This is a genomic window from Streptomyces sp. R41, assembly GCF_041053055.1.
In the GTDB taxonomy this organism is placed as follows: Bacteria; Actinomycetota; Actinomycetes; order Streptomycetales; family Streptomycetaceae; genus Streptomyces.
The window spans coordinates 5,117,244-5,139,257 of record NZ_CP163443.1; the positions used below are offsets into that span (position 1 = coordinate 5,117,244).

Genomic DNA, 22,014 nt, shown 5'->3' on the forward strand with positions numbered 1-22,014 from the left:
AAGCCGATGGACCATGCCATAGCGGACAGTCACGCCACTGTGACGATCAGTCACAGGGCGATCAGGAGTCATCAGACCCCCCATAGCGTGCAATGCTGAGATTCCACCCATACGTGGATGGATGGAGTCCTCCCCCGGACTCCTTGTCCTATTTTGGCACGGGGAGGGGCAAGCGACGCAAGGGTTAGGTAAGTGCCTTCCGTCACGCTTGCCACCGCCTTGACACCGCTTGGGACGAAAGCCCGGATCAGGACCTACGTCCCGGAGTGAGGGTTCTTCAGCGTGGGAGGACCATACGCCAGTTCGACGCGTATCGGTGAGAAGCAGATCACACGGCCCACGCGCCCCAGGAGCCTCAGTTCGCCGAGCGCCGGTCCCGGACCGACCGCCACCGCTCCACTAGCCGCCCGTACGCCTCGCCCGCCGCGGCCCCATCCCCGCCGCGCAGCGCCTCGATGCCCTCGGCGACGTCCGCGGCCGAGTGGTCCCCCTCGAGGTGTCCGGCCGGCAGGACGTGCACCAGCCCGCCGTAGTCCAGCTCGACCAGCGAGCGCGGATGGAACTCCTCCAGCCAGCGCCCCACGTCCACCAGGCCGTCGATCAGCGGCCCCTCGTCGAGGGTGTCCTTCAGCGTCTTCAGGGCCCGCGCAGTGCGCCGCCGGGCCTGCACCATCGGCGTCCGGTAGCGCAGCACGGGCTGGGTGCCGCCGGGCCCCGCCCCCTTCTCGTACTCCCGCTCCTCGTCGGAGACGAGCACGAACCAGTTCAGCGGCACCTGCCAGGTCGAGGTGCGGATCCACGGGCGGGCGTCGGGGTTGCGGGCCATCCAGCGCTCGTAGTCCAGGGCGGCCTGACGCCGTACCAACGGCGGCAGGACGGCGTCGAGGACGGGCGCGGGCAGCTCCTCGGCCAGCTCGCCCAGGGCCTGCCAGCCGCGCAGCCGGGTCCGCCAGGGGCAGACGCAGAGCACCCCGTCGACCTCCACCACGAAGGCGTCACTGCTCTCGTGCACCGGCACCGGGACCGGCGGGGTGGGCAGCAAGTCGGCCAGGGAGCGGCGCAGTTCGTCCTGGTACGAGGGGCGCTCCGCGCGGCGGGCGTAGCGAGCCCAGTGGCCGCGCTCCGGCTCCGGGAAGGCGGCCAGCGGTTCATACACGCGCAAGTACGACGCGTACGGGACGATCAACGAGGACACCTTGGGCACGCCTGCTCCCTCCCCCGTCGGCCACCAGGAAAACCAGCGAAAACCGCTCACAACCTCACGAGAAATCTATGCAAATCGAACCACGGCTGTACGCCGCCGGTAGGTGATCCTGAACACTGCACCGAAGGCGGGTGGGCGCAGGCTCTAGTCTCATGCCCACGGAGCCCGCCATCCGCACGGGCCCCGCCCCCAACCGCCGCTTATTACCTGGGAGTCACCACAGTGACCGACGTAACCGACGGCGTCCTGCACACCCTGTTCCACTCGGACCAGGGGGGTCATGAGCAAGTCGTGCTCTGCCAGGACCGCGCCAGCGGCCTCAAGGCCGTCATCGCCATTCACTCCACCGCGCTGGGCCCGGCCCTCGGCGGTACGCGCTTCTACCCGTACGCGAGCGAGGAGGAGGCCGTCGCCGACGCCCTGAACCTCTCGCGCGGCATGTCGTACAAGAACGCCATGGCCGGTCTCGACCACGGCGGTGGCAAGGCCGTGATCATCGGCGACCCGGAGCAGATCAAGTCCGAGGCGCTGCTTCTCGCGTACGGCCGGTTCGTGGCCTCGCTCGGTGGCCGGTACGTCACCGCGTGCGACGTCGGTACGTATGTCGCCGACATGGACGTGGTGGCGCGCGAGTGCCGCTGGACCACCGGCCGCTCGCCCGAGAACGGCGGCGCCGGGGACTCCTCCGTCCTCACCGCCTTCGGTGTCTTCCAGGGCATGCGGGCCTCCGCCCAGCACCTGTGGGGCGACCCGACGCTGCGTGGCCGCAAGGTCGGCATCGCCGGCGTCGGCAAGGTGGGCCGCCAGCTCGTGCAGCACCTGCTCGACGACGGCGCCGAGGTCGTGATCACGGACGTACGGGAGGAGTCGGTGCGCGGGATCCTCGACGCGCACCCGTCCGGTGTCACGGCCGTCGCGGACACCGAGGCACTCATCCGCACCGAGGGCCTCGACATCTACGCCCCCTGCGCGCTGGGCGGGGCGCTGAACGACGACTCCGTGCCGGTACTCACGGCCAGGATCGTGTGCGGCGCCGCCAACAACCAGCTCGCGCATCCGGGCGTGGAGAAGGACCTCGCGGACCGCGGGATTCTCTACGCCCCGGACTACGTCGTGAACGCGGGCGGTGTCATCCAGGTCGCCGACGAGCTGCACGGCTTCGACTTCGAGCGGTGCAAGGCGAAGGCCGCGAAGATCTTCGACACCACGCTGGCCATATTCGCACGTGCGAAGACGGACGGCATTCCGCCGGCCGCCGCGGCCGACCGGATCGCCGAGCAGCGGATGGCGGAGGCCCGGCGCCGCTGACCGTGTGACGGGTACCCGTCGGCGGTAGTTAGAGAGAACTCTCACGTCCGTCGGCGGGTCGTCGGCCAAGAAGAGGTTAAAATCGCGGTTGACCAGCGAGGACGGGGCTCCTCGCGGGTTCTGCGCACACGCGCGTCCTGCGGGCGACGTACCGTATGGGCGTGGGCTCAGGTACCGTGGAAGCCCTACGGACCGGTCTCTCCATGGAGAGCCCGTTCCAGATCATGAACGCGTGTCAAGACTCTGGGGCCGTCGAGCCCCGTCACCGAGGGGGTCGAGCCATGGGGCGCGGCCGGGCCAAGGCCAAGCAGACGAAGGTCGCCCGCCAGCTGAAGTACAACAGCGGCGGGACTGACCTGTCGCGTCTGGCCAACGAGCTGGGCGCTTCGACTTCGAGCCAGCCGCCGAATGGCGAGCCGTTCGAGGACGACGACGAGGAAGACGACCCGTACGCCCAGTACGCGGATCTGTACAACGACGACGAGGACGAGGACGACGAGTCCGGTCCGTCGTCACAGCAGCGTCGCGGCGCTTGACTGTCCAGCAATGCTTCACCCGGTCCGGGGCGGATTCGCGCCGGACCGGGTTTTGCGCTGCCGTCAGGTGACGTCAGTTCGTTAGTTGCTGTCAGCTGCCGTCCGGGGCTCTGCCCCGGACGGACTCACTGACTAGCCGGCGTAGTCCCCGATGAGCGCCGCGCCCGTCTCGTGCGCGCCGCGCTCGGTGATCTCACCGGCGATCCAGGCGTCCACCCCGCGGTCCGCGAGGGTGGCGAGTGCCACGTCCGCGGACTCCTCGGGGACGATCGCGATCATGCCGACGCCCATGTTCAGCGTCTTCTCCAGCTCCAGCCGCTCGACGTCGCCGGTCCTGCGGACGAGGTCGAAGACCGGGGCCGGAGTCCAGGTCGCGCGGTCGACGATGGCGTGCAGGTCGTCCGGGATGACGCGGGCCAGGTTGGCCGCGAGTCCACCGCCGGTGATGTGGCTGAAGGCGTGCACCTGGGTGGTCCGGGTCAGCGCCAGGCAGTCCAGCGAGTAGATCTTGGTGGGCTCCAGGAGCTCCTCGCCGAGCGTGCGGCCGAACTCCTCGACGTGCTGGTCCAGGCGGAGGTTCGCCCGGTCGAACAGAACATGCCGGACGAGCGAGTACCCGTTCGAGTGAAGACCGGAGGCCGCCATGGCGATCACCGCGTCACCCGTACGGATACGATCCGGGCCGAGCAGCTGGTCGGCCTCGACCACACCGGTGCCCGCACCGGCGACATCGAAGTCGTCCGGCCCCAGCAGACCCGGGTGCTCGGCCGTCTCGCCGCCGACGAGGGCGCAGCCCGCGAGCACGCATCCCTCGGCGATGCCCTTCACGATGGCCGCCACGCGCTCCGGGTGGACCTTGCCGACACAGATGTAGTCGGTCATGAAGAGGGGCTCGGCGCCGCACACCACGATGTCGTCCATGACCATCGCGACCAGGTCGTGGCCGATGGTGTCGTACACGCCGAGCTGCCGGGCGAGGTCGACCTTGGTGCCCACGCCGTCCGTCGCGGAGGCGAGCAGCGGGCGCTCGTAGCGCTTGAGGGCGGAGGCGTCGAAGAGGCCGGCGAAACCGCCGAGGCCGCCGAGGACCTCGGGGCGCTGCGTCTTCTTCACCCACTCCTTCATGAGCTCCACGGCGCGGTCGCCCGCTTCGATGTCGACGCCGGCAGCCGCGTAGGAAGCACCGGAAGCAGTGCCCGTCGACGCAGTCGACCGATCAGATACAGCAGACATTGCCTGGGATCTTTCGGGTTGGTGATACGGGGCTCTGCGGCGCTTACGGGCGACGGATGGCGTCAGCCGCGGCCGTGGCTGCGGGACCCGCGGCCAGCTCGGTCTCCAGGAGCTGCTTGCCGAGCAGCTCGGGGTCCGGGAGCTCCATCGGGTACTCGCCGTCGAAGCAGGCGCGGCACAGGTTCGGCTTGGCGATGGTGGTCGCCTCGATCATGCCGTCGATGGAGATGTACGACAGGGAGTCGGCGCCCAGCGAGGTGCCGATCTCCTCGATGGTCATGCCGTTGGCGATCAGCTCGGCGCGGGTCGCGAAGTCGATGCCGAAGAAGCAGGGCCACTTCACCGGGGGCGAGGAGATCCGGATGTGGACCTCTGCCGCGCCCGCTTCCCGCAGCATGCGCACGAGCGCGCGCTGGGTGTTGCCGCGCACGATCGAGTCGTCGACGACGACCAGGCGCTTGCCCTTGATGACTTCCTTCAGGGGGTTCAGCTTCAGACGGATGCCGAGCTGGCGGATCGTCTGCGAGGGCTGGATGAAGGTCCGGCCGACGTATGCGTTCTTGACCAGACCCGCGCCGAAGGGAATGCCGGAGGCTTCCGCGTAACCGATCGCGGCGGGCGTCCCGGACTCCGGGGTCGCTATCACCAGATCGGCCTCCACAGGGGCTTCCTTGGCGAGCCTGCGGCCCATCTCGACGCGCGAGAGATACACGTTCCGGCCGGCGATGTCCGTGTCGGGGCGGGCCAGATAGACGTACTCGAAGACACAGCCCTTGGGCTTCGCTTCCGCGAATCGCGACGTACGCAGACCGTTCTCGTCGATGGCGACGAACTCGCCCGGCTCGATCTCGCGCACGTAGGCGGCGCCGCAGATGTCGAGGGCGGCGGACTCGGAGGCGACGACCCAGCCGCGCTCCAGGCGGCCGAGGACCAGCGGGCGGATGCCCTGCGGGTCACGGGCCGCGTAGAGGGTGTGCTCGTCCATGAAGACGAGCGAGAAGGCGCCCTTGACCTGCGGGAGGATCTTGGCGGAGGCCTCTTCGATGGTCAGCGGCTTGCCGTCGTCGTCGACCTGGGCCGCGAGCAGCGCGGTGAGCAGGTCGGTGTCGTTGGTGGCCGCCACACGTGTGGTGCGGCCGTCCTGCTTGGGCAGGTCGGCGACCATCTCGGCGAGCTGCGCCGTGTTGACGAGGTTGCCGTTGTGGCCGAGCGCGATGGAACCGTGCGCGGTGGCACGGAACGTCGGCTGGGCGTTCTCCCAGACGGAGGCACCGGTGGTCGAGTAGCGGGCGTGACCGACCGCGATATGACCCTGGAGCGAACCGAGAGAGGTCTCGTCGAAGACCTGGGAAACGAGCCCCATGTCCTTGAAGACGAGGATCTGGGAGCCGTTGCTGACCGCGATTCCCGCGGATTCCTGACCCCGATGCTGGAGGGCGTAGAGCCCGAAGTAAGTGAGCTTGGCGACCTCTTCGCCCGGAGCCCAGACACCGAAGACGCCGCAAGCGTCCTGGGGGCCTTTCTCACCGGGGAGCAGATCATGATTGAGTCGACCGTCACCACGTGGCACGCCACCGAGTGTAGGCGAGATCGACCACTGGTCCGAATTGGGGATACGGGGCCTTGATGGATCACTTGGCGGCGACGGCGCTGACGACGGTGCCGTTTGCGCTGGTCAGCGTGAGGGTGCGGTGATCCAACTCGTAACGGACGGTGCCGTCGAAGAGGCCGAGCAGGGTCTTCTCGGTGTCCATGAGTGAGCCGTCGCACATCATGCGGGTGGTCTTGGCGGCACCGAGGGTGATATGTCCGTCGCGGACGGTGGCCTCGGCGGACACGTGATTGCATCCGAGGCTGCCACCGAGGGTGCCCTGCTTCTTGTCGAGGACGAGGTATGCCTTGGCTCCGGCGGGAAGGGACTGGGCCACATCGGCGTCGCCGAGGGCCGTGACGTTCCACTTCGTGCCGTAGAGGGGGGCGTCCTGCTCCTTGGTGAGGTTCACCCGGTCGCCGTCGTCGGTGGTGAGGGTCAGTTCGTCGCCCTTGACCTTGCTGGTGAACGCGCCGTCGGCGAAGGCGCGGTTCAGGCTCTCCTCGAAGGCCATCGAGACCTTCGGGCAGCCCATGTCGGTCATCTGGATCTCCCCGAAGTCGACGCGGTCACCCTTGAGGGTGGCGGTCGAGCCGAAGCTGTTGCATCCGGCGTTGCCGCTGACCCGGCCGTCCTCGCCGATCCGCAGATACGCGCTCTCGGGTGCCTGCCTGGTCCTGCCGTCCACCGTGAGGCTGTCGACGGTCCAGTGGACGCCGGTGACGGGTGACGAGCCCGCCCCCACGGAGCTGCTGCCGCTGCCCTGCTGGGTGCCACAGGCCACCGCGAGCGGAAGCAGGGTCAGGGCGGTGAGCGTCAGTCGCTGCTTGTCCATGCCGATGTGACGGGAGGGGTGGGGTGGTCGGTTCCCCGTTTTTTTCGCCCTCCACCCCTACCCGGGAAGGGGCGCGGGGAACTGCGCGATCTTTTGGGGGTCTGGGGGCGGAGCCCCCAGGTACGGGACGGAGGGGGCGAAAAAAGCCTTACGCGGGCCCCAGCACGAGGGCTCAGCACATCACTGGGAGGAGCCCTCCGAGGTCCGCGCGCTCCCCGCTCGCGCTGACCCTGGCATCCTCCAGCGCCGCCTGCCAGGCCATACGCCCGGTAGCGAGCCGGATCCACGTCAGGGGATCGGTCTCGACGACGTTCGGCGGCGTCCCGCGCGTGTGCCGCGGCCCTTCCACACACTGCACAACGGCATACGGCGGAATCCGCACCTCCGTCGACGCCCCGGGCGCCTTCACGGCAAGCGCGTCGGCGAGCAGCCGGGTACAGGCGGCGAGGGCCTGACGGTCGTACGGAATGCCGAGGCCGGGGACGGCGCGGTTCAGGTCGTCGGTGTGGACGACGAGTTCCACGGTGCGGGTGACGAGATAGTCGGCAAGGGTCATGGCACCGGTGCGCGCGGCGAGCAGCCGGTCGTCCGGCGCCGTGGCCAGACGCTCGGCGATCCGCTGCTCGGCGCGGGCGTAGAGCGCGTCGAGGTCGGGGTTCTGTTCGGCGAGTGCGCGGCTGCCGTCGGCGATGTCCCCGGCCCGCGCGGCGGTCGCGAACGGCCAGTCGAGCAGGCCGAGTTCGACCTTCGTCGGCTCGTCCCTCTCGAGGTTCCGGCTCACGGTCTCGACGGCCATCGTGATGTGCGCGGCCAACTCCCGCACACTCCAGTCCCCGAGGTGCGTGGGCCGCGCCAACTGCTCATCGGTCAGGGCGCGTACGCCGTCTCGTACGTTCCCGAACTGCGCGAGCACCGCCGCGCGGATCTTGGCGGAGTCGTACGTACGGGCGCGTCGCTTGGCCGGGGGCATGGTCATCAGCCTAGAGCTTGACGGCGTATCCGCTCAGACCCTTTTCGATCAGGTCGAAGGCGTGCCGGGCGCGTTCGGCGGCGTCGGCGGCGACGGTGTCCGGGCTCTCGCCGGCCTCGGCGCGGTTGTGGTGCTCCTCGATGAGGGCGTTGCGGGCGGCGCTCAACGTGGCGGCGACGACCGTGGCGAGCATCGCGTCGCCGGTCTCCTCGGCGAGGACGCCGGCCAGTTCGCGCGTCCCCTTCTGAGCCGCGAGGAAGGCGCGCTCCATCAGGGGCGGGGTCTCCATGACGAGTCGGCGCACCTGGCGGGCGAAGGGCTCGCTGTGCAGGCCGACCGAGGGATCGCGGGCCTCGACCATCTCCAGGAACTGCCGGCGTACGGCGTCCACCGCTGACTCGCCCGGCTTTCTCTCGCGCACGGCGCGGGCCACATCGCCGAAGTGCTCCTCCATGGGGCGGAAGACCAGGTCCTCCTTGGTGCCGAAGTAATTGAAGACCGTCATCTTCGACACCTCGGCCGCGTCGGCGATCTCCTGCACCGAGACGTTGTCGAAGCCCCGCTCGACGAAGAGGGCGATCGCGGTCCGGTAGATCCGCATCGCCGTCTGCAGCTTCTTGCGCTCACGCAGTCCCATCGCCTCAGCCATGGGGCCACTGTACCAACGGTCAATGTACCCAGATGAAATTTGAGCTTGGATGAAATATTGACTCGGTACATGCTTCTCGGGCAGGGTGATGCCCATGACCGAGACCCAGCGCAAAGTCGGCTTCCTCATCTGTCTCATCACGATCGTGCTGGCCGTCCTGGACCTGCAGATCGTGTCGGCGGCGACCGTCCCGATCGTCCGGGACCTCGATCCGGACCACGGCGTCGACAAGATCCCCTGGCTGGTCAGCGCGTTCGCGCTGGCGTCGGCCGCGATGCTGCCGCTGTACGGCAAGCTCTGCGACACCCTCGGCGCCAAGCGCGTCTTCACCGGCGCGATCGCCACGTTCCTCCTCGGCTCCGCGCTGTGCGGCGCCGCCCAGTCGATGGAACAGCTCATCGCGGCCCGCGCGGTGCAGGGCCTGGGCGGCGGCGGACTGATGAGCGTGACGATGGTGGTGATCGCCCACCTCAAGGGCCCGGACGAGGAGGGCACCGGCAAGGGCGGCAGCGCCGGCGGGCTCGTCGCGGGCGCCGGAATGGCGGTCGGCCCGTGGATCGGCGGCCTGCTCGCCGACCACGCGAGCTGGCGCTGGATCTTCTACGTCAACCTGCCCATCGGCCTCGCGGTCCTGGCCGCTTCCGCCTTCGTCCTCAAACTCCCCGACCACCCGGTGCGCCGCCCGCTCGACTACCTGGGCGCCGCGCTCGGGGCCGCGTTCTCCAGCGCTCTGCTCCTGGTCACGGACTGGGGCGGCAACCGGTACGCCTGGTCGTCCCCCGTCGTCGTCGGACTGATCGTCACGGCCGCCGCGGCCCTCGCCCTGTTCCTGTGGCGGCAGACCCGCGCGGCCGAACCGATCCTCCCGCTCTCCCTGTTCCGGGTCCGCGAACTGCGCCTCGGCTTCGTGATCCAGGCGATCGTGGGCGCCGCGATGATGTGCGCCATCTACTACGTGCTCGTCTATCTGCAGATCGCCCGAGGTGTCGCCAGCTCCTCCGCCGGCCTCTACCTGCTCCCCATGGCGATCGGCATGTCGACGGCCGGCCTGCTCTCCGGCAGGCTCACCGCCCGGGGCTGGTCCGCGCGGACCTTCACCCTCAGCGGCACGGCCACCACCGCCCTCGCCTTCGGCCTGCTCGCCCTCACGACCGGCCCGGCCACCTCTCTGTGGCTGATCCGCGCCGCCCTTCTGCTGATGGGCCTCGGACTGGGGCAGCTCATGGGCCAGCTGATCCTGCTCGTGCAGTTCGCCGCCCCACGCCACCAGCTCGGGGTCGCCACCACCGGCATCCGGTTCTTCCAGACCCTCGGCGGCGCACTCGGCGCCTCCGTCTTCGGCAGCGTCCTGGCGCGTCTGTACGCCGCCGACGGACCCGGCGGCGACGTCAGCGCCCTCGCCCGACTGACCGGAACCGCCCACGCCGAGGGCGTGCGCGCCTTTGTCTCCGCGACGGACGTGGTGTTCTGGAGCGGCGCCGCGCTGATGACGCTCGCCACCGTGCTGGCGGTACGGCTGCCCAGGCCCGGGCGGCCGGAGGACACCGAGCAGCCCGCGCGGCAGCCGGAGCCCGTCCCGGCCTGACGGTCGCATCCCGGCGTGACGGTCAGGTGCCCGGCCTGACGCACAGACGGCGAAGGCCCCGCCCGTTTCCCGGGCGGGGCCTTCATCGTCGTACGAATGCGACGTACGAATGCGTCGTACGACTGCTGAGTGCTTGCTACGCGAGCAGCGCCGGGATCGTGCCCTCGTGCGCCGTCCGGAGCTCGTCAAGGGAGAGCTCGAACTCGCCCTGGACGTCGACCGTGTCTCCGTCGACGACACCGATGCGGGTGACGGGCAGACCCCGCGCAGTGCACATGTCGTTGAAGCGGAGCTCCTCCGAGCGCGGGACGGCGACGACCGCGCGGCCCGCCGACTCCGAGAAGAGGAAGGTGAAGGCGTCGAGACCGTCGGGGACGATCAGCCGCGCGCCCTTGCCGCCGAGAAGCGCCGACTCGACCACGGCCTGGATCAGACCGCCGTCGGACAGGTCGTGCGCGGAGTCGATCATGCCGTCGCGGGAGGCCGAGATGAGGATCTCGGCGAGCAGCCGCTCGCGCTCCAGGTCGACCTGCGGGGGCAGACCGCCGAGGTGGTCGTGGACGACCTGCGACCAGGCCGAACCGCCGAACTCCTCGCGTGTGTCGCCGAGGAGGTAGAGCAGCTGGCCCTCCTCCTGGAAGGCGACCGGGGTACGGCGGGCCACGTCGTCGATGACGCCCAGCACGGCCACCACCGGCGTCGGGTGGATGGCGACCTCGCCGGTCTGGTTGTAGAGCGAGACGTTGCCGCCGGTCACCGGGGTTCCCAGCTGCTGGCAGGCGTCGGCGAGACCACGGATGGCCTCGGCGAACTGCCACATGACGGCCGGGTCCTCGGGCGAGCCGAAGTTCAGGCAGTCGGAGACGGCGAGCGGCTTGGCGCCGGTCGTCGCGACATTGCGGTACGCCTCGGCGAGCGCGAGCTGCGCGCCCGCGTACGGGTCGAGCTTGGCGTACCGGCCGTTGCCGTCCGTGGCGATGGCGACGCCGAGTCCGGTCTCCTCGTCGATGCGGATCATGCCCGAGTCCTCGGGCTGCGCCAGCACCGTGTTGCCCTGCACGAAGTGGTCGTACTGGGAGGTGATCCACTTCTTGGAGGCCTGATTCGGAGACGCCACCAGCTTGAGGACCTGGTCCTTCAGCTCGTCCGAGGTCTCGGGCCGCGGGAGCTTGTTCGCGTCGTCGGCCTGGAGCTCGTCCTGCCAGGACGGGCGGGCGTACGGGCGCTCGTACACGGGGCCCTCGTGGGCGACGGTCCGCGGGTCGACGTCGACGATCTTGCCGCCGTGCCAGTAGATCTCCAGGCGGTCGCCGTCCGTCACCTCACCGATGACGGTGGCGATGACGTCCCACTTCTCGCAGATCTCCAGGAACCGGTCGACCTTCTCCGGCTCGACGACCGCGCACATGCGCTCCTGCGACTCGCTCATGAGGATTTCCTCGGGCGAGAGGGTCGAGTCGCGCAGCGGTACGTCGTCCAGGGTGACGCGCATGCCGCCGGAGCCGTTGGAGGCCAGCTCGGACGTGGCGCACGACAGACCGGCCGCGCCCAGGTCCTGGATGCCGACGACCAGCTTCTCCTTGAAGGCCTCCAGGGTGCACTCGATGAGGAGCTTCTCCTGGAACGGGTCGCCGACCTGGACGGCGGGACGCTTCGACGGCTTGGCGTCGTCGAAGGTCTCGGAGGCCAGGATGGAGGCGCCGCCGATGCCGTCGCCGCCCGTGCGGGCCCCGTACAGGACGACCTTGTTGCCGGTGCCGGACGCCTTCGCGAGGTGGATGTCCTCGTGCCGCATCACGCCGATGGCACCGGCGTTGACCAGCGGGTTCCCCTGGTAGCAGGAGTCGAAGACGACCTCGCCGCCGATGTTGGGCAGGCCGAGGCAGTTGCCGTAGCCGCCGATGCCCGCGACGACGCCGGGCAGCACGCGCTTGGTGTCCGGGTGGTCGGCCGCGCCGAAGCGCAGCGGGTCGACGACGGCGACCGGGCGGGCGCCCATCGCGATGATGTCGCGCACGATGCCGCCGACGCCGGTGGCCGCGCCCTGGTAGGGCTCGACGTACGACGGGTGGTTGTGCGACTCGACCTTGAAGGTGACGGCGTAGCCCTGGCCGACGTCGACGACGCCGGCGTTCTCGCCGATGCCGACGAGGAGGGCGTCGGACTGCGGGGCCTTCTCGCCGAACTGGCGCAGGTGGACCTTCGAGGACTTGTAGCTGCAGTGCTCGGACCACATGACGGAGTACATGGCGAGCTCGGCACCGGTGGGCCGGCGGCCGAGGATCTCCACGACCCGCTCGTACTCGTCCTTCTTCAGGCCGAGTTCGGCCCAGGGCAGCTCGACGTCGGGGGTCGCGGCCGCGTGCTCGACCGTGTCCAGAGGCGTGCGGCTCATGCGTTGACCAGCTTCTTGAGGATCGAGGTGAAGAAGGGGAGGCCGTCGGTGCGGCCGGACCCGATGAGGGGCTCGACGGCGTGCTCGGGGTGCGGCATGAGGCCGACCACGTTCCCGGCCTCGTTAGTGATCCCGGCGATGTCCCGAAGGCTGCCATTGGGGTTGAAGTCCACGTAACGGAAGGCGACCCGGCCCTCCGCCTCCAGCATGTCGAGGGTGCGCTCGTCGGCGACGTACCGCCCGTCCATGTTCTTCAGCGGGATGTGGATCTCCTGGCCGGCTTCGTAGTCGGTCGTCCAGGCGGTGTTCGCGTTCTCCACCCGCAGCTTCTGGTCGCGGCAGATGAAGTGCAGGTGGTCGTTGCCGAGCATCCCGCCCGGGAGGAGATGGGCCTCGGTGAGGATCTGGAAGCCGTTGCAGATACCGAGGACCGGCATTCCGGACTTCGCCTGCTCGATGACGGTCTCCATCACGGGCGAGAAGCGCGAGATGGCACCGGCACGGAGATAGTCGCCGTACGAGAAACCGCCGGGAAGCACCACGGCGTCGACCTGCTTGAGGTCCTTGTCCTTGTGCCAGAGAGCGACGGGTTCGGCACCGGCGAGCCTGATCGCGCGCTGCGTGTCGCGGTCGTCGAGGCTGCCGGGAAAGGTGACGACTCCAATACGAGCGGTCACTTTCCTGCCTCCGCGACTTCCTCGACCTTGACGGTGAAGTCCTCGATCACGGTGTTGGCGAGGAAGGATTCCGCCAGTTCATGGATGCGGGCGAGCGCGGCGTCGTCCACCGGTCCGTCCACTTCCAGTTCGAATCGCTTTCCCTGACGGACGTCGGAGACACCTTCGAAACCGAGGCGCGGCAGTGCACGCTGCACCGCCTGGCCCTGGGGGTCGAGGATCTCCGGCTTGAGCATGACGTCGACTACGACGCGTGCCACTGGCACTCCCGGTGTGTGGTGCTGAGCAGGTCCCTTCAGACTACCCGCACAAAATTTCTACTCGCGTAGATTCGTAGAATCCTACGTGAGCCCGATCACGATCTCGCATCGACGCGGGGGCCTGCACGGAAAATCCTGGGAAAAACCGCAGAAGAGCGGCAGGACCCCATTGCCTTCGGACACGCGGAAGGATTTAGTCGGGCTTCACAATGCATTGCCGGGCACTGTACAAAGGAATTGGCAATAGCCGATACTTTGCCCAATAACAGCCGGACAGTCGACATCTCCCCGACAACTCCGTGACGTCTGCGCACGTCATGACTTGATCGCAGAGGTGCCGCACGAAGGGACCGATATTCGTGGCGCAGCGTGTCGTGGTCACTCTCTTTGACGACATCGACGGCTCAGAAGCGGCGGAGACGATCGCCTTCGGACTGGACGGCAAGTCGTACGAGATCGACCTCAATCCAACGAATGCCAAGAAACTGCGTAAGGTGCTCGCGCCCTACGTCGAGGCGGGCCGCAAGCAGTCGAAGTCCGGGAAGGCGTACACGCACACCGCACTGACCCCCGACCCGGCCGCCGTCCGCGCCTGGGCGCGCTCCAACAAGATGGACGTGCCGCCGCGCGGCCGCATCCCCAAGAGGGTGTACGAGGCGTTCGCCGAGGCGCACTGAGCCCACGGGTCCTCCGGGGCGCCCGCGAGGACCCCTCACCGGGCCCTGGGAACAACCGACTTGCGCTGACCCCCCGCTGATCAGCTAGAGTCTGGAGCACGCCGAGGGGCGAGGCCGAAAAGCCGGACCTCACGGAGTCGCGCGGGTGTAGTTCAGTAGCAGAACATCCCCCTTCCAGGGGGAAGGCGCAGTGTGCAATTCCTGTCACCCGCTCTGCATCGCTTACCAATCACTGTTGTGGATCAGGTAGGCTGGTGCTCGCGCCGATCGGTGAGAGCCGGTCGGAGGCAATGCGGACGTAGCTCAGTTGGTAGAGCGCAACCTTGCCAAGGTTGAGGTCGCGAGTTCGAGCCTCGTCGTCCGCTCCAGCACGAAGGCCCCAGTCACCGACTGGGGCTTTTTGCTGTGCCCTTCTCCGCACCCCGACTCTGCTGATCTCCGTACGTCTTCCGCCCATCTGCGTACGTCTTCCGCGGATCTCCGTAGGCCTCTCGCCGATCTCGGTACGCCTCCAGCCCATCTGACATTTGTCATGCGGAGTGATGACACCGCGCACTGCTGCCGGGTCCCGTCCGCGGGGACGCTGATTTCATGAACACGAACGAGCACGATGACGTGATTGAGGTCACTGATCTGCGGCGTGTGTACGGGGGAGATTTCGAGGCGGTCCGTGGAGTCACCTTCTCCGTGGGCCGCGGAGAGCTCTTCGCCCTGCTGGGCACGAACGGCGCTGGTAAGACGTCCACGGTCGAACTCCTCGAGGGCCTCGCGCCCCCGGCCGGCGGACGGGTGCGGGTCCTCGGGCGCGACCCCTACGCGGAGCGGGCGGCCGTGCGGCCCCGGATCGGCGTGATGCTGCAGGAGGGCGGCTTCCCCTCCGAGCTGACCGTCGCGGAGACCGTACGGATGTGGGCGGGCTGCACGAGCGGGGCACGCCCCATGGCGGAGGCCTTGGACCTGGTCGGCCTCGCGCGGCGGTCCGATGTACGGGTGAAGCAGTTGTCGGGGGGCGAGAAGCGGCGTCTGGACCTGGCGCTCGCGCTGCTCGGCCGTCCCGAGGTCCTCTTCCTCGACGAGCCGACGACCGGACTCGACGCCGAAGGACGCCGGAGCACCTGGGAGTTGGTGCGCGAGCTGCGCGACGGCGGTACGACGGTGCTGCTGACCACCCACTACCTGGAAGAGGCGGAGGAGCTGGCGGACCGGCTCGCGATCCTCCACGAAGGGCACATAGCCGCCTCCGGCACCCCGGCCGAGGTGACCGCCTCCCAACCGTCCCGGATCTCCTTCGAACTGCCCGACGGCTACTTCCTCGGGGACCTGCCGCCGCTCGCCGAACTCGGCGTGATGGACCACGAGACGGCGGGCCGCGTCATCAGGCTGCGCACCGGTGAGCTGCAGCGGACGGCCACCGCACTGCTGTTGTGGGCCCAGCGGGCGCAGGTCGAGCTGCGGGGGCTCGATGTGCGGTCGGCCTCGCTGGAGGAGGCGTTCCTGCGGATTGCGCGGGAGGCGGCGGCGCACGGCGTGGGGGTACGGGATAGGGAGACGGCGGCATGAGCGGAACGACAGTCACTACAGGCGTGGGTGAGGGTAGGGGTACGACCACGACCGCTCGGCGGATGGCCGCCCTGGCACGCGCCGAACTGACCCTGCTGGGGCGCACCAAGGCGACGCTGGCCGCCGCCGTGTTCGTGCCGCTGACCTTGCCGTTCAGCCTCCGCTCGACGGTCGACCAGATGGACCTGAAGGGCACCGGTCTCTCGGTGGGCTCGGTCGTCCTGTCGTCCTCCGTCGGCTTCTCGCTCCTCTTCGCCGTCTACAGCTCGCTGGTGAGCGTGTACGCGGCCCGCCGCGATGAGCTCGTCCTCAAGCGGCTGCGCACCGGTGAGCTGCGGGACGCCGAGATCCTCGCGGGCGCGGCCCTGCCGTCGGTCGCGATCGGCCTGGTGCAGTGCCTGGTCCTGACGGTCGCCTGCGCCGCGCTCCTGGACGTCGGAGCACCCCGAGCTCCCCAATTCGCCGTCCTGGGGCTGCTGTTGGGCGTGGCGATGTGGCCACCGCTCGCCGCGGTCACCGCGAACTTCAGCAAGAGCGTGGAGGGCGCCCAGGTCGCCGCCATGCCTCTGGTGCTGCTGTCCCTGCTCGGCTCGGGCACCTTCATCCCGCTTGAGGTGATGCCCGACGGGCTGGCCTCGGCCTGCGAACTGCTGCCCCTGACCCCGGTGATCACCCTGATACGCGGCGGCTGGACCGGCGACCTCTCCGCGCACGACGCCTTCGGCGCCCTCGCGACGGCGGTGGCCTGGATCGTGCTCGCGGTGTTTGCTGTACGGCGGAGGTTCCGCTGGGAGCCGCGGCGGTGACCACGGATGCGGGGGTGGGCATGAGCAGGCCGGGTGGCTGGTGGCGGGGCAAGAGCACGCCGGCGAAGGTCGAGACGTACACGCGGTGGTCCTTCCACTTCTTCGCCGTGATCGAGGTCGCGTCGATCGGACTGCCTGTCTTCGGGAGTGTGTCGCCCGCCCTGTCCTGGACGCTGTTCTTGCTGGTCTGCGGACACTCCGTGCTCTGCGCGGTGACCGCCTCCCAGGCGCTGGACTGGGCACGCGGCACCCGGGAGCAGCCCGGGCGCATGCTGATCGCGCTTGCCGCGGGCACCGCCGTGGTCGCCGTCGTGGCGGTCGTCCTCTCGGGCACCGCATGGCGCCCGGCGAGCGATGCCGAGGTGCGCTTGGCCGCCTCGTTGTTCGTCGGCGTCATAGCGTTCGGTACGGGCACACTCGCGCTCGGCACGCGCAACGTTCGAAGGATGACGCATGCGGTGGTCGGTGCGGCCGCGGGTGCCGGAGCGGTGTCGTTCCCCCTGGGCTTCCCGGGTCCCTCCGCGCTGATCACAGCGGGTGTGGTCATGCTGGCCGCCGGGTTCCTCACCTTCACCGCCGCCTTCTCCGTCTGGCTGCTGAACGCCGTCTACGAACTCGACGAGGCCCGCGAGACCCGCGCCCGCCTCGCCGTCGCCGAGGAACGGCTGCGCTTCGGGCGCGATCTGCACGACGTGATGGGCCGCAATCTGGCGGTGATCGCCCTCAAGAGCGAACTCGCCGTGCAACTGGCCCGGCGCGGGCGGCCGGAGGCCGTGGAGCAGATGATCGAGGTTCAGCGGATAGCACGGGAGTCGCAGCGGGAGGTGCGCGAGGTCGTACGCGGCTACCGCGAGGCCGACCTCGGAAGCGAACTCGCGGGCGCCCAGAGCGTGTTGACGGCCGCCGGTATCGACTGCGAGGTCACCGGCTCGGCGACGGGGCTGCCCCCGCAGGTTCAGTCGGCGCTCGGCTGGGTCGTACGGGAGGCGACGACGAACGTGCTGAGGCACGGGGACGCGGGGAGGTGCGCGGTGTCCTTGCTGGTGGCGGAGGGACGGGTGACCCTCACCGTCGAGAACGACGGGGCGCCCGGATCGGGGTCCGACTTCGAGCCGGGGAGGGGGTCCGGGCTCGCGGGGCTGCGGGAGCGGCTCACGGAGGTGGAGGGGGTACTGCGGGCCGGGCCTGCCGGGGAGGGTGTGTTCCGGTTGACGGCGGAGGTGCCGCTGCCGGTGCCGATGCAGCTGCCGCCGGGGTCGGCTTCGGGTCCGGGTTCGGCACCGGCTTCGGTTTCGTGTTCGGCGCCGGCGCCGGCTTCGGTTTCGTGTTCGGCACCGGCACCGGCACCGGCTTCGGCTTCGCGTTCGGCTCCGGCACCGGCTTCGGCTTCACGTTCGGCTCCGGCACCGGCACCGGCTTCGGCTTCACGTTCGGGTTCGGCTCCGGCTCCGGCTCCGGCTTCGGCTTCGGCTTCGGCTTCGGCTTCGGCTTCGGCTTCGGCTTCGGCTTCGGCTTCGGCTTCGGCTTCGGCTTCGGGTGAGGATCCGGGTGAGGATCCGGCTTCGGGTGAGGATCCGGTTCCGGAAGCCGGGCTGCTGCCGCCGTCCGGTGCGCATCCGGTGAGCGAGGTCACCCCATGACATCCGTACCGTCCGACTCCCCCGTCACGTCCGTACCGCACACCCCTTCTGCCCCACCCGTACGTCTGCTGCTCGCCGATGACGAGCATCTGATCCGGGGGGCGCTCGCCGCGCTGCTCGCCCTGGAGGACGACCTGGTCGTGGTGGCCGAGGCGGCGACCGGGCCCGAGGCGCTGGCGATGGCGCGGGCGCACGAGCCCGATGTCGCTGTCCTGGATCTCCAGATGCCGGGGGCGGACGGTGTGAGGGTAGCCACATCTCTGCGGGCCGAACTGCCGGACTGTCAGGCGCTGATCGTGACGAGCCATGGGCGGCCGGGGCATCTGAAGCGGGCGCTTGCGGCGGGTGTGCGAGGGTTCGTCCCGAAGACGGTGAGCGCACAGCGGCTCGCGGAGATCATTCGTACGGTGCATGCGGGAAACCGTTACGTGGACCCGGAGTTGGCCGCCGACGCGATCTCCGCCGGGGACTCGCCGCTGACGGCGCGCGAGGCCGAGGTGCTCGAATTCGCCGCCGACGGGGCGCCCGTCGCGGAGATCGCCGAGCGGGCCGCGCTGTCCCAGGGGACCGTACGGAACTATCTGTCGTCGGCCGCGTCCAAGCTCGGGGCGGAGAACCGTCACGCGGCGGTGCGTCTCGCGCGTGAGAGAGGTTGGGTATAGTTGCTCTCGCGCCACGGCGCAGTGCGGACGTAGCTCAGTTGGTAGAGCGCAACCTTGCCAAGGTTGAGGTCGCGAGTTCGAGCCTCGTCGTCCGCTCCAGTAAAGAAGCCCCCGGCCTCAGGTCGGGGGCTTCTTCGTGTACTCGGGGCCCCTTCGTGCGCTCGGGGCTTGTGCGTGCGCTTGGGGCCCGACTGTTCGCCGAGCCCCGGGCGGGGTTACGACCAGCTCGTGCCCGTCAGGCGCTCGTACGCCTCGATGTACTTGGCGCGGGTCGCCTCCACGATGTGCGGGGGCAGCGCGGGCGGCGGCTGCTCGCTCTTGCGGTCCCAGCCGGATTCGGGGGAGGTCAGCCAGTCGCGGACGTACTGCTTGTCGAAGGACGGCTGCGAGTGGCCCGGCTCCCACTCGTCGGCGGGCCAGAAGCGGGAGGAGTCCGGGGTCAGCACCTCGTCGGCGAGGACGAGGGTCTCTCCCTCGAAGCCGAACTCGAACTTGGTGTCCGCGAGGATGATCCCCCGGTCGCGGGCGATGTCGCGGGCGCGGCTGTAGACGGCGAGGGTCGTCTGGCGCAGCTGGGCCGCGGTCTCGGCGCCGACCTGGCGGGCGACCTCCTCGTACGACACGTTCTCGTCGTGCTCGCCGACGGCGGCCTTGGTGGCGGGGGTGAAGATCGGCGCGGGGAGTTCCGAGCCGTCGACGAGGCCCTCGGGGAGGGCGAGGCCGCAGACCGTGCGGGACTCGTTGTACTCGACCAGGCCGGAGCCGGTGAGGTAGCCGCGCGCGACGCACTCGACCGGGACCATCCGCAGGGACTTGCAGATCAGGGTGCGACCGGCCCAGTCGTCGGGGGCGCCCGGCGGGAGTTCGGTGCTCAGGATGTGGTTGGGGACCAGGTCGGCGAGCTGGTCGAACCACCACAGGGAGAGCTGGGTGAGCGTGCGGCCCTTGTCGGGGATCTCGGTGGGGAGCACCCAGTCGAAGGCGGAGATGCGGTCGCTGGCGACCATCACGAGGTCGCCCGCCTCGTTCTGGTACAGGTCGCGCACCTTGCCGGTGTGCAGATGCACCAGACCCGGAACCTCGAGGGGCTCGGGCTTTTCAACGAATCCGGACACGGTTCCTCCCCGTGGTTGAAGAAAAGGGGCGCCCGTAGGGCCCGAATAGGGTGGCGGTGGGCGACGGGTGGGCCAAGTGGCTCGATTCTCCCGTATGCCGGGAGTGACTTTGGCCAGGGGGTGGGCGGTGAGGTCATGGGTGACGCCGCGCGGGGTGCGCGCGGGCGCCTCGTCAGTCGCGTTTGCAGATGCGGTCGAGGAGATTGGCCGTGGCTCGCTGGATACGGGTGTCGACATGGCCGGGGCGGTCGAGGGCCGGGGACCACGCGAACGTTCCGGATGCGAAGACCAGGGCGCCTGACGGTGCTCGGTAGAGGGACGTCTCCTGGTGGCGGACGATGCCCTCGCTGTCCCGGTACGGGGAGTGGGCCAGCAGGATGCGGCCCTCGTGCTCGGGGAGCGGGGTGCGCGGGAAATAGCGGTCGGCCTCGCCCGCGACCATGCCCTCCAGCTCGTCGCCCTCGTGCGCGCCGGTCGCCTCCCACAGCCAGTGGTCGGCGTTGCGGACCACGAGGGGGTGGGGCTCGGGGACGCGTCCCGCGTACTGGATGCCGATGAGTTGCTGTTCCGGGCGGTCGACTTCACGCCAAAGAGCGGGTTTCCCGGGGCCCTTGCGCTTGCGGCAGGTCAGTAGGCGGTCGGCGACGCCGGACGGAGACGGGCCCAACTCCACCTGCCAGTACATGGTGTTGGCGGAGAGGAAGACGAGCGAGGTGCCGTTCTCGCGGGCGAGTTCCGTGGTGCGGCGCATCTGCGTCGACCAGTACTCGTCGTGGCCCGGGAAGACGAGGCCGCGGTAGCGGGTGGGGTCGACGCGGCCGGCGTGCAGGTCGCGGGCGTCGGCATAGGCGAGGTCGTAGCCGTAGCGCTCGGCCCAGCGGATGAAGTCGTAGGCATGGCCCACATGGAGCGGGAGGCCCGCACCCGCGTACGGCCGGTCGAAGGAGACCGTCGTCGCGGCGTCCGCCTCGCCGAGCAGGCGGCCGTCCTCGTCCCACGCGTGGTACAGGCTGGCGCCGGTGTGGCCGTCCTCCGGGTACAGGTTGTACGCCTGCCAGGTGATGTCCGGGAGCAGGAGGAGCAGATCGGCGGGGTGGGTGTCGCGGACGGTGAACGGGACGTGGGAGCGGTAGCCGTCGGCGGTGGTGAGGACGGCGACGTACGCGCCGATGCTCCAGTAGGTGGGGATCTGGAGGCGCCAGGAGAGCCACCAGTGGTGGCAGGAGACGGTTCGGTCCGCGGTGAGGGGTGAGGGCTGGACGATGCCGGAGAGGCGGGGGCTGGTGGTGATCTTGCTGGCGCCGTCGCCGCCGTAGTGCCCGATCCGGTAGATGTCGACGCTGAATTCCTGGGGCGGGTCGACGGTGATGTGGAAGTCGATGGCCTCGCCGGGGGCGGCCGCGCCGGTGGAGGTGAAACCCTTGATCTGGCGGTGGACGTCGTCGGCGGAGCGGGGGCCTCCGGCTCGGGGGTGGGGGATGGGGCGCTTGGCCGCCGCCCTGGCCCTGGTGTCGCGGTCGTCTCGGTCGTCTCGTACGAGGGTGGTGCCCCCCTGGGTGGGGTCGAGGTGGTCGATGTACCAGGGGACGACGTGGCCGGTGTCGTCGAAATAGTGCTCGTCGCCGCGGAGCCAGGGGACGGGGCCCTGGCCGAAGGGGTCCGTCACGGCGTGCGCGAGTGCGCCCGACTCCCAGCGGCGAATCTGCTCCGACCCCATGCCTGCTCCCCTCCCTCTTGCCCCCGTCGTCCTTTTAAGCCCTTGCCGTGCGCGCGATCGGTCCCAGCACATCACATTACGCACGCGGTCCGTCACCGTTCGTCGCGAATTGACGTGAGTGGAACGTGTGGCTCCGTCTTTCTGCCGGTGGGTGGGTCGGTTTCCACCGGTGGGTGGGTCGGGCTTCTGCCGGTGGGTGGGTCGGGTTTCCGCCGGTGGGTGGCTTCGCCTTTCCGCCGGTGGGTGGGTCGGGGCCGTGCCGGTACATCCGCCCCGTCGCCGGTGGCAGATCGCTTGCCTTACATGGTTCTGCCTGTTGGCAACCACGTAAGCGACGGGGCATGTGATGTACCGGCACGGCCCCTCCCGTGCGTCGGCGGGTGCGGGTGAGTGGGGCGCGTCTGCGACTGCGGGTCCGCGCGGCGTGCGTCCGCGGCTGCGGGTGCAGCCCACCCACCCCGGCCGGCAAGTTTTCAGCCCGTCCGGCGTTTGAGGACGAGGCCGTTCAGGCCGATGCGGGGGTCTGGGGGCGGCAGCCCCCAGGGACGGGACGGGTAGGGGCGGCGGGGGCGAAAAATGCCGTGGGGTGTACCC

General features: G+C 69.6%; 18 protein-coding genes, 3 tRNA genes and 1 pseudogene. 11 read left to right on the forward strand and 11 right to left on the reverse strand.

Going from position 1 to position 22,014, the window contains the following annotated elements; translation table 11 throughout:
* Nucleotides 1-355: 355 nt before the first annotated feature.
* Nucleotides 356-1,204, reverse strand: a complete 849-nt coding sequence (locus AB5J53_RS23435; RefSeq protein WP_369247627.1) for a hypothetical protein — start codon at nt 1,202-1,204, stop codon at nt 356-358.
* Nucleotides 1,205-1,426: 222 nt separating this feature from the next.
* On the opposite strand from AB5J53_RS23435, the gene AB5J53_RS23440 reads away from it, so the two are divergent.
* Entirely contained in the window at nt 1,427-2,512 is a 1,086-nt protein-coding gene (locus AB5J53_RS23440; protein WP_369247628.1) for a Leu/Phe/Val dehydrogenase, read from the forward strand.
* A 281-nt stretch (nt 2,513-2,793) separates the two neighbouring features.
* A complete protein-coding gene (locus AB5J53_RS23445; RefSeq protein ID WP_005315345.1) occupies nt 2,794-3,048 on the forward strand; it encodes a DUF3073 domain-containing protein in 255 nt (84 codons plus the stop codon).
* A 132-nt stretch (nt 3,049-3,180) separates the two neighbouring features.
* Here AB5J53_RS23445 and purM read toward each other — a convergent pair whose 3' ends face one another.
* The 5 genes from purM to AB5J53_RS23470 all read right to left on the reverse strand — a co-directional run bounded on the left by purM (nt 3,181) and on the right by AB5J53_RS23470 (nt 8,326).
* Nucleotides 3,181-4,281, reverse strand: coding sequence for a phosphoribosylformylglycinamidine cyclo-ligase (purM, locus tag AB5J53_RS23450; protein ID WP_369247629.1), 1,101 nt, complete (start codon nt 4,279-4,281; stop codon nt 3,181-3,183).
* Between the two features lie 43 nt (nt 4,282-4,324).
* Nucleotides 4,325-5,851: an amidophosphoribosyltransferase gene (gene purF / locus AB5J53_RS23455; protein ID WP_369247630.1), complete on the reverse strand. Its 1,527-nt coding sequence runs from the start codon at nt 5,849-5,851 to the stop codon at nt 4,325-4,327.
* Between the two features lie 61 nt (nt 5,852-5,912).
* Nucleotides 5,913-6,707: an META domain-containing protein gene (locus tag AB5J53_RS23460; protein ID WP_369247631.1), complete on the reverse strand. Its 795-nt coding sequence runs from the start codon at nt 6,705-6,707 to the stop codon at nt 5,913-5,915.
* 172 nt (nt 6,708-6,879) lie between these two features.
* Nucleotides 6,880-7,677, reverse strand: coding sequence for a sterol carrier family protein (locus AB5J53_RS23465; RefSeq protein WP_369252411.1), 798 nt, complete (start codon nt 7,675-7,677; stop codon nt 6,880-6,882).
* Nucleotides 7,678-7,687: 10 nt separating this feature from the next.
* Nucleotides 7,688-8,326 (reverse strand): TetR/AcrR family transcriptional regulator, encoded by a 639-nt coding sequence (locus tag AB5J53_RS23470; RefSeq protein WP_369247632.1) that lies wholly within the window; start codon nt 8,324-8,326, stop codon nt 7,688-7,690.
* A gap of 94 nt (nt 8,327-8,420) precedes the next feature.
* On the opposite strand from AB5J53_RS23470, the gene AB5J53_RS23475 reads away from it, so the two are divergent.
* On the forward strand, nt 8,421-9,911 hold the full coding sequence (locus tag AB5J53_RS23475; RefSeq protein ID WP_369247633.1) for an MFS transporter: 1,491 nt from the start codon (nt 8,421-8,423) through the stop codon (nt 9,909-9,911).
* 136 nt (nt 9,912-10,047) lie between these two features.
* Here the strand turns inward: AB5J53_RS23475 and purL are convergent, their stop codons facing one another.
* The 3 genes from purL to purS are packed head-to-tail and all read right to left on the reverse strand — an operon-like array spanning nt 10,048 to nt 13,243.
* A complete protein-coding gene (purL, locus tag AB5J53_RS23480; protein WP_369247634.1) occupies nt 10,048-12,306 on the reverse strand; it encodes a phosphoribosylformylglycinamidine synthase subunit PurL in 2,259 nt (752 codons plus the stop codon).
* On the reverse strand, nt 12,303-12,983 hold the full coding sequence (gene purQ, locus AB5J53_RS23485; protein ID WP_369247635.1) for a phosphoribosylformylglycinamidine synthase subunit PurQ: 681 nt from the start codon (nt 12,981-12,983) through the stop codon (nt 12,303-12,305). Before purQ ends, purL begins: the two co-directional genes overlap by 4 nt.
* Entirely contained in the window at nt 12,980-13,243 is a 264-nt protein-coding gene (purS, locus tag AB5J53_RS23490; protein ID WP_005482678.1) for a phosphoribosylformylglycinamidine synthase subunit PurS, read from the reverse strand. Before purS ends, purQ begins: the two co-directional genes overlap by 4 nt.
* 359 nt (nt 13,244-13,602) lie before the next feature.
* On the opposite strand from purS, the gene AB5J53_RS23495 reads away from it, so the two are divergent.
* The 8 genes and pseudogenes from AB5J53_RS23495 to AB5J53_RS23530 all read left to right on the forward strand — a co-directional run bounded on the left by AB5J53_RS23495 (nt 13,603) and on the right by AB5J53_RS23530 (nt 18,687).
* Nucleotides 13,603-13,920 carry an Lsr2 family protein gene (locus AB5J53_RS23495; protein ID WP_369247636.1) on the forward strand — a complete coding sequence of 106 codons (318 nt, stop codon included), beginning with the start codon at nt 13,603-13,605 and terminating at the stop codon, nt 13,918-13,920.
* Nucleotides 13,921-14,061: 141 nt separating this feature from the next.
* Nucleotides 14,062-14,133 (forward strand) — tRNA-Gly (locus AB5J53_RS23500).
* 79 nt (nt 14,134-14,212) lie between these two features.
* A tRNA-Gly gene (locus AB5J53_RS23505) sits at nt 14,213-14,288 on the forward strand.
* Between the two features lie 223 nt (nt 14,289-14,511).
* Complete coding sequence (locus tag AB5J53_RS23510; protein ID WP_369247637.1) at nt 14,512-15,480, forward strand: ABC transporter ATP-binding protein; 969 nt, start codon at nt 14,512-14,514, stop codon at nt 15,478-15,480.
* Nucleotides 15,477-16,286, forward strand: coding sequence for an ABC transporter permease (locus AB5J53_RS23515; RefSeq protein ID WP_369247638.1), 810 nt, complete (start codon nt 15,477-15,479; stop codon nt 16,284-16,286). The genes AB5J53_RS23510 and AB5J53_RS23515 overlap by 4 nt, the downstream gene beginning before the upstream one ends.
* A 20-nt stretch (nt 16,287-16,306) precedes the next feature.
* A pseudogene (locus tag AB5J53_RS23520) lies at nt 16,307-17,518 on the forward strand (sensor histidine kinase); the annotation flags it as partial.
* A 404-nt stretch (nt 17,519-17,922) separates the two neighbouring features.
* Nucleotides 17,923-18,588 carry a response regulator gene (locus AB5J53_RS23525; protein ID WP_369247639.1) on the forward strand — a complete coding sequence of 222 codons (666 nt, stop codon included), beginning with the start codon at nt 17,923-17,925 and terminating at the stop codon, nt 18,586-18,588.
* Nucleotides 18,589-18,611: 23 nt separating this feature from the next.
* Nucleotides 18,612-18,687 (forward strand) — tRNA-Gly (locus tag AB5J53_RS23530).
* A gap of 116 nt (nt 18,688-18,803) precedes the next feature.
* On the opposite strand, the gene AB5J53_RS23535 is transcribed toward AB5J53_RS23530, so the two are convergent.
* Together AB5J53_RS23535 and AB5J53_RS23540 are read right to left on the reverse strand one after the other, a co-directional pair.
* Nucleotides 18,804-19,703 carry a phosphoribosylaminoimidazolesuccinocarboxamide synthase gene (locus AB5J53_RS23535; protein WP_369247640.1) on the reverse strand — a complete coding sequence of 300 codons (900 nt, stop codon included), beginning with the start codon at nt 19,701-19,703 and terminating at the stop codon, nt 18,804-18,806.
* A 172-nt stretch (nt 19,704-19,875) separates the two neighbouring features.
* A complete protein-coding gene (locus AB5J53_RS23540) occupies nt 19,876-21,420 on the reverse strand; it encodes a N,N-dimethylformamidase beta subunit family domain-containing protein (protein ID WP_369247641.1) in 1,545 nt (514 codons plus the stop codon).
* Nucleotides 21,421-22,014: the final 594 nt, after the last annotated feature.

Coding starts and splice junctions, on each gene's coding strand:
- AB5J53_RS23445 (WP_005315345.1), top strand. CDS start 2,794: ATGGGGCGCGGCCGGGCCAAGGCCAAGCAGACGAAGGTCGCCCGCCAG.
- purM (WP_369247629.1), bottom strand. CDS start 4,281: ATGTCTGCTGTATCTGATCGGTCGACTGCGTCGACGGGCACTGCTTCC.
- AB5J53_RS23460 (WP_369247631.1), bottom strand. CDS start 6,707: ATGGACAAGCAGCGACTGACGCTCACCGCCCTGACCCTGCTTCCGCTC.
- AB5J53_RS23465 (WP_369252411.1), bottom strand. CDS start 7,677: ATGCCCCCGGCCAAGCGACGCGCCCGTACGTACGACTCCGCCAAGATC.
- AB5J53_RS23470 (WP_369247632.1), bottom strand. CDS start 8,326: ATGGCTGAGGCGATGGGACTGCGTGAGCGCAAGAAGCTGCAGACGGCG.
- AB5J53_RS23475 (WP_369247633.1), top strand. CDS start 8,421: ATGACCGAGACCCAGCGCAAAGTCGGCTTCCTCATCTGTCTCATCACG.
- purL (WP_369247634.1), bottom strand. CDS start 12,306: ATGAGCCGCACGCCTCTGGACACGGTCGAGCACGCGGCCGCGACCCCC.
- AB5J53_RS23510 (WP_369247637.1), top strand. CDS start 14,512: ATGAACACGAACGAGCACGATGACGTGATTGAGGTCACTGATCTGCGG.
- AB5J53_RS23515 (WP_369247638.1), top strand. CDS start 15,477: ATGAGCGGAACGACAGTCACTACAGGCGTGGGTGAGGGTAGGGGTACG.
- AB5J53_RS23525 (WP_369247639.1), top strand. CDS start 17,923: ATGACATCCGTACCGTCCGACTCCCCCGTCACGTCCGTACCGCACACC.
- AB5J53_RS23540 (WP_369247641.1), bottom strand. CDS start 21,420: ATGGGGTCGGAGCAGATTCGCCGCTGGGAGTCGGGCGCACTCGCGCAC.